Below are 6,359 nucleotides of genomic sequence, written 5' to 3'. Positions count from 1 at the left end.
GGCACGGCCCGCGGGGGGGGGTGCCGCGCCCCAACCCCCCCGGGGGGCCCCCCCCCCGCGGGCCCGGCGCACCGCCGTATCGCTCAGGAGGCCTGGCGTTCCGGGCTCTCGTGGATCTCCACCGCGCCGGAGTCCCCGAAGGTCAGCCGGCAGGTGTCCGCGCGGTAGGTGGCCACCGAGACGGCGGCGGTGCGGCCCCCGGCCAGGTAGCGGGTGGTGACGACGAGCACCGGGGCGCCGGGCAGGCGGTCCAGTTCCTTCGCGTCGTCGGCGCGGGCCGATCCGAGTTCGACGGCGTTCTCCCGGCTCTCCAGCTCCAGACGCTGCAGCTCGCGCAGCACCGCACGCGCGCGTGCAGCCCCCGACGGCGCGTCTATGGCGGAGAGCTCCGGCACCGATGCCTCGGGGATGTAGAGCAGCTCGGCGGCGACGGGCTGGCCATGGCTCATACGGGAGCGGCGCACGGTGTGCACCGGCTGCTCACGGTCGGTCCCGAGCGCGTCCGCGACGGCCGCGGGCGGCACCACGGAGGCGCAGTCGACCGACTGCCAGTCGTCGCCGGCCGCACCCGGCCAGGCGTGCTGCTCGGTGCCGACGGCCACGCCCACGCGCGGCGGGGCGACGGTCGTCCCGACACCGCGGCGGCGCTGCAGCCTGCCCTCCAGCTCCAGTTGCTCCAGAGCCTGGCGGAGCGTGGCGCGGGCGACGCCGAAACGGGCGGCGAGATCGCGCTCGTTGGGCAGGATCTCGCCCACGGAGAATTCGGAGTCCAGTGCCTCACTGAGCACGGTCTTGAGATGCCAGTACTTCGGTTCCGGTACCGATTCCAGCTGCGTGGTCCCCACCCTGTCCTCCGCAATCGCCGTGGTCCGGCGGCGTTTTAACGCCCTTGTTTATTAAAGGTTGTTGCACTTCTCTGCGACCATAGGGCGGCCCCCACCCTTGGTCAAGACCAATCCTCGATCCCCTGTGGGACGCGCGGGCGTGATGCCACACAGCGTTAATGAGGCATTCAGGCGGCAGGCAGGGCGCGCAGCTTGTCGGGGTTGCGGATGATGTAGACGGACTGGATGCGGCCGTCCAGGACGTCCAACTGGAAGACAGAGTCCGGCTTTCCGCCCGACAGGACGAGCACCGCGGGTCCGCCGTTGAGCTCCAGGAAGCGCCAGGTGATGTCCACGACGCCCTTTCCGGCGACGCCGACCAGGAAGCGGCCCACGTGGTCGGCCGACTCCAGCACCCGCAGCGGCGCCTTGGTCTTGCCGCCGCTGTCCCCGACGAGCCGCACGTCCGGGGCGAGCAGCGACATCAGCCCCTCCAGGTCGCCTCCGCCCGCGGCGGCGAGGAAACGCTCCGTCAGGTCGCGGCGCCGGACCGGGTCGACCTCGTAGCGCGGCCGTCGTTCGTCGACGTGCCGGCGGGCCCGCCCCGCGAGTTGCCGTACGGCGGGTTCGCCGCGGTCGAGCATGGCGGCGATGTCGGCGTAGGGGTAGCCGAAGGCCTCCCTGAGGACGAACACCGCCCGCTCGAGCGGTGACAGCGATTCCATGACGACCAGGACCGCGAGGGACACCGAGTCGGCGAGAACGGCCTGCTCGGCGGTGTCGGGGACGGTGTCGCCGAAGTCGGTCACGTACGGCTCGGGCAGCCAGGGGCCGACGTACGTCTCGCCGCGCGCCTTGACCTGGCGCAGCCGGTCGATCGCCAGGCGCGTGGTGACGCGGACCAGATAGGCGCGCGGTTCGCGCACCTCGCTGCGGTCGGCCGCCGACCAGCGCAGCCAGGCTTCCTGCACCACGTCCTCGGCGTCGGTGACGCGCCCGAGCATGCGGTAGGCGACGCCCAGGAGGACGGGACGGTGTTCTTCGAAGACGTCGGTCTCGGTGTCAGTGGCCACGGATTCATCCCAACGCAGACGCGGGTCGGTGTCCAGGCGATATGAGCGTGCGGCGCGCCCTGACGGCCGGAGGGTCTACCCGCCAGTAGCAATTGCTGACAAGCTGTCTACGACACGTCCGCCGTGCGTCACAGCCTCAGCCCGTGAGTCGCCGTCAAGGAGCCCTCATGTCCGCCACCGTCTCCTTCAAAGTCCCCTCCGCCGGGGGGCCGCAGCCCGTGACCGTCTCCTACACGCGCGTGGGGCGCGGTGAGCCGCTGCTCCTGCTGCACGGCATCGGTCACCACCGGCAGGCCTGGGACCCGGTGGTGGACATCCTGGCGACCGAGCGCGACGTGATCGCCGTGGACCTGCCGGGGTTCGGCGCGTCGCCGGGGCTGCCCGGGGGGCTGTCGTACGACCTCGCCACCACGACGTCCGTGTTCGGGGCGTTCTGCGAGGCCCTGGAGCTGGACCGCCCGCACGTGGCGGGCAACTCCCTCGGCGGCCTGCTGGCCCTGGAGCTCGCCCGCGAGCAGCTCGTACGGTCCGTCACCGCACTGTCTCCCGCCGGGTTCTGGTCGCAGGCCGAGCGGCGCTACGCGTTCGGGGTGCTGCTCGCGATGCGGCACATCTCCCGGCGGCTGCCGCTGCCGCTGGTCGAGCGGTTGTCACGCAGCGCGGCCGGCCGCACGATGCTCACGAGCACCATCTACGCCCGACCGGGCCGGCGTTCACCCGAGGCCGTGGTCGCCGAGACGCTCGCCCTCGCGCGGGCCACGGGCTTCGACGAGACGCTCCGGGCGGGTACCGCCGTCCAGTTCGGCGATGACATCCCCGGGCTGCCGGTCACGGTCGCGTGGGGCACCAGGGACATGCTGCTCGTGCGCCGCCAGGGCGTGCGGGCCAAGCAGATCATTCCCCGGGCCCGGCTCGTGCGGCTGCCCGGCTGCGGCCACTGCCCGATGAACGACGACCCCGCTCTCGTCGCACGGGTCATCCTCGACGGCAGCCGCTGAGCCGGTCCCCCTTGGGTTATGCGCTGTTGAGCTGTCCGCGGCTGTCGTCCGGCGTCATGTCGATTACAGGGTGGCGGGTGCACTTCACTCGGCGAGACCTGGCGCGGCCGAGGGAAGTGACTCCATTCGTACGGGAGTTCAGTGTGCTGTTCGGCGATCTGGATCAGCGGCTGGATGACCTGGGCGTGCCCGAAGGTCAGCCGTTCCCGATCAGTCCGGCGGGCGAGTACGACGTTGCCTTGAACCGCTACTTCTCGGCGTGGCCGGCATCTTCACCCGGAGAGGTCGCTGCGACTGGCGCGACGCGACCACGGACGATCGGGCGGCATAAGAGTGGTGGCGTCGTCGCGACGACAATGGGCCCCGAGTGGAAGACACCAGCTGGGATCGGGAAGTCTCCACGGTCAACCAGTTCTACCTGTGGGCGATCGAGCAGGACCTCGTACGAGCCAATCCCGTTCGCCAGCGCGCTGCTACGGCGTGGTCGCCCTGGCGGCGCGGGACCGACGGGAGCACAGGGCGCCAGGTGCCGGCCGAGGCGTCGCACACCGGGCCACGGCGCGAGGTGAAGTGGCTGCCGCCGACGGCGTACCGGCTGTGGCGCAACGTGGGGCTGAGCGGCTTCGACGCGAACGAGATGCCGAGGCGGGCATTCCGGGACAGGTGGGCGGCGCGGAACGCGGCGAGCGCGGGTTCATCCTCGCCGGGCCCGATCTGACCGCCGACGGGCGGCCACCCGCGGACTGGGAGCTGGACCGGCCGCCGTACCACCTGGAGACCAACATCCCCGGCGTGTTCGTCGCCGGGGACGCGCGCGCAGAGTCCGCCAAGCGGGTCGCGTCCGCCGTCGGAGAGGGAGCCATGGCCGTGATGCTCGTACACCGATATCTGGAGCAGTCGTGAGCGGGCGGCCGATGCCGTGCAGCGCGGCGGAGATCAGCTCGCTGTTCCTCTTCGAGAAACTCAACGCTGAGCAGCTCGACAGGCTGTGCAGCGAGGGACGGGTCGAACTGTTCGACCCCGGACCGGTGTTCACCGAAGGTGACCCCGCGACCGACTTCTACGTGATGATCGAGGGCACGCTCGTCATGTCGCGCCGGGTGGGCGGCGACGACATCGAGGTGAGCCGCACGTCCCAGCCAGGGGTGTACGCGGGGGCCGTGATGGCGTACCTCTGGGACGGGAAACCGCAGCGGTACGTGAACTCGCTGCGGGTGTCGCAGCCGGCACGGTTCTTCGTCCTGCCCGCCCAATCGTTCGCGAACCTCGTCCACGAGTGGTTTCCGATGGCGGTCCATCTCCTGGAGGGGATCGCCCTCGGTTCGCAGACCTTCCAGCGGGCCGTCGGGCAGCGCGAACGGCTGCTGGCGCTGGGCTCGTTGTCCGCGGGTCTCACCCATGAGCTCAACAACCCGGCCGCGGCGGCCGCACGGGCCACCTCGTCACTCAGGGACCGGGTCGCGCACATGCGCAACAAGCTCAGCGCCATCGCCTCGGGCCCCTACCACGGCGACGCCCTGAAGGCCCTGGTCGACCTCCAGGAGCGTACGGCCGAGCGGGTCTCCAAGGTGCCGGCACTGAGCCCGCTCGAAGCGTCCGACCGGGAGGACGAACTCGCCGACTGGCTGGACGACCACGGTGTCCCAAACGGCTGGCAGATCGCGCCGACCTTCGTGCAGGGCGGTCTCGACGTCGACTGGCTGGAGCAGGTCGCGGCGGCCATCGACGAGCAGGACATCCTGCCCAGTGCCATCGAGTGCCTCAACTACACGGTCGAGGCCGAGCTGTTGATGTCCGAGATCGAGGACTCCACCACCCGTATCTCGCACCTCGTGGACGCCGCCAAGCAGTACTCGCAGCTGGACCGCGCCCCCTACCAGGTCGCCGATGTGCACGAACTCCTCGACAGCACGCTGCTGATGCTGTCGGGCAAGATCGGGCCACAGGTCAAGGTCGTGAAGGACTACGACCGTTCGGTGCCGAGGATTCCGGCCTACCCGGCCGAACTGAACCAGGTGTGGACCAACCTGATCGACAACGCCGTGCAGGCCATCAACGGCGTGGGCGGCGAAGGGACGTTGACCGTCCGGACGGCCCTCGAACACGACCGGCTGCTCGTGGAGTTCCAGGACACCGGACCCGGAGTGCCGCCGGACATCCGGGGACGGATCTTCGACCCGTTCTTCACCACCAAGCCGGTGGGCGAGGGCACGGGGCTGGGGCTCGACATCTCCTGGCGGATCGTCGTCAACAAGCACCACGGTGACCTGAAGGTCGAGTCCGTACCCGGCGACACCCGCTTCCAGGTGCTGCTCCCCCTCACCGCCACCGACCCCGACGCCGGGCCCGATACCGTCCCCGACGCGGCCCAGGAGCCCTCATGACCAAGGACACCGGCATCGACCCCGGCGTCCCGCCCAGCGGTGCAGGTCGTTCAGGCTGGCCTATCCCGACGCACCCGTGGTCGAGATTCCGGGCGCCGGACACTTCCCGACCGAGGATGCTCCCGAGACGCTGCTGGCACTGCTCGAGCTGTTCCAGCAGACGACGCCCGCGCGCACTTGAATCCTGAATGTCGAAGGGCCGGCTCCGCACGCGCGGAGCCGGCCCTTCGCCGTGCGGCAGAGGTGATGCTCAATGGTCAGGACAACCGGATCTCGGGATGCATCGAACGGCGCCCTCCGCCCGGACTTGCGGGCCAGTAGACCCGACCCTCGACCATCAGCGCCGCATCAGGGCGGAGATCTTTGATGGGACAGGCCTTCAGTCGGTGAATGCGCCCATGGCGCGGTCGAGCAGCACCGCCAGAGGGACTTTGCCTCCACAGGCGACCCAGCCGGTCGATGCCGCGTCCGCGCAGGCGAGGGCGGCCGCGACCAGAGCCGTCGGCCTGGGATCCTCCGGCCGGTCGGGGCCGCTCCCCAGTCTCCGTGCGATCTCCGGGACCATCATCTCCTGCCAGCCCAGCTGCTTCTCGTAGTGCCGGGCCCGCAGTGACGGGGTCTCCTGAAGCATCCGCAGATAGTTCAGGGTGCGCTCGGGTGCCGCCTCGTTCATCTCCGTCATCACGTCGAACGCGCGGCGCAGCGCCTCCCAAGGCCGTTCCTCGTCGGGCCGGGCGGCGAGCGTGTCGGCGATCTGGCGGCCGATCTCCTCCAGGTCGACCAGGACGATGTCCTCTTTCGTGCCGAAGTGCCGGAACAGGCTGGCGCGCGACAGTCCGGCCTCGGCGGCGATCTGGTCGACGGTCGTGCGGTCGAAGCCCTGCTCGATGAAGAGCCTGAGCGCTACCTCCGTGACTTCCGCCCGGATGGTCGCGCGCATGCGCTCACGCAGGCCGGGCTTGGCCGTGGAGCGGGTGGGAGTACCGGAGGAGTCTGTCATGCCTCAACAATACACGACAGCTCAACTTGAGACTCAGTCTCATGCAGGTGTTCGGTCTCTTCATAACCCGTCGTTTCGAG

Annotated in this window: 5 protein-coding genes and 1 pseudogene; 3 read left to right on the top strand and 3 right to left on the bottom strand. The window is 70.2% G+C overall.

Going from position 1 to position 6,359, the window contains the following annotated elements:
* Positions 1 to 83: 83 nt before the first annotated feature.
* Together ABZT06_RS43875 and ABZT06_RS43870 are read right to left on the bottom strand one after the other, a co-directional pair.
* Positions 84 to 845 carry a GntR family transcriptional regulator gene (locus tag ABZT06_RS43875; RefSeq protein WP_355753976.1) on the bottom strand — a complete coding sequence of 254 codons (762 nt, stop codon included), beginning with the start codon at positions 843 to 845 and terminating at the stop codon, positions 84 to 86.
* A gap of 167 nt (positions 846 to 1,012) precedes the next feature.
* The gene (locus ABZT06_RS43870) at positions 1,013 to 1,897 is read right to left on the bottom strand and encodes an RNA polymerase sigma-70 factor (protein ID WP_355753974.1); all 885 of its coding nucleotides are present in this window, start codon (positions 1,895 to 1,897) and stop codon (positions 1,013 to 1,015) included.
* 167 nt (positions 1,898 to 2,064) lie between these two features.
* Here ABZT06_RS43870 and ABZT06_RS43865 point away from each other — a divergent pair, with 167 nt between their 5' ends.
* The 3 genes and pseudogenes from ABZT06_RS43865 (at position 2,065) to ABZT06_RS43855 (ending at position 5,279) form a co-directional block, all read left to right on the top strand.
* On the top strand, positions 2,065 to 2,895 hold the full coding sequence (locus ABZT06_RS43865; protein ID WP_355753972.1) for an alpha/beta fold hydrolase: 831 nt from the start codon (positions 2,065 to 2,067) through the stop codon (positions 2,893 to 2,895).
* Positions 2,896 to 3,579: 684 nt separating this feature from the next.
* A pseudogene (locus ABZT06_RS43860) lies at positions 3,580 to 3,798 on the top strand (fused response regulator/thioredoxin-disulfide reductase); the annotation flags it as partial.
* The gene (locus tag ABZT06_RS43855; RefSeq protein WP_355753970.1) at positions 3,795 to 5,279 is read left to right on the top strand and encodes an ATP-binding protein; all 1,485 of its coding nucleotides are present in this window, start codon (positions 3,795 to 3,797) and stop codon (positions 5,277 to 5,279) included. The pseudogene ABZT06_RS43860 and the gene ABZT06_RS43855, both read left to right, overlap by 4 nt.
* 379 nt (positions 5,280 to 5,658) lie before the next feature.
* On the opposite strand, the gene ABZT06_RS43850 is transcribed toward ABZT06_RS43855, so the two are convergent.
* Positions 5,659 to 6,279: a helix-turn-helix domain-containing protein gene (locus ABZT06_RS43850; RefSeq protein WP_355753968.1), complete on the bottom strand. Its 621-nt coding sequence runs from the start codon at positions 6,277 to 6,279 to the stop codon at positions 5,659 to 5,661.
* Between the last annotated feature and the right edge of the window lie 80 nt (positions 6,280 to 6,359).

This window comes from Streptomyces sp. NPDC005483 (assembly GCF_040606035.1).
GTDB lineage: Bacteria > Actinomycetota > Actinomycetes > Streptomycetales > Streptomycetaceae > Streptomyces.
This window is presented reverse-complemented; position numbering and strand designations above follow the sequence as displayed.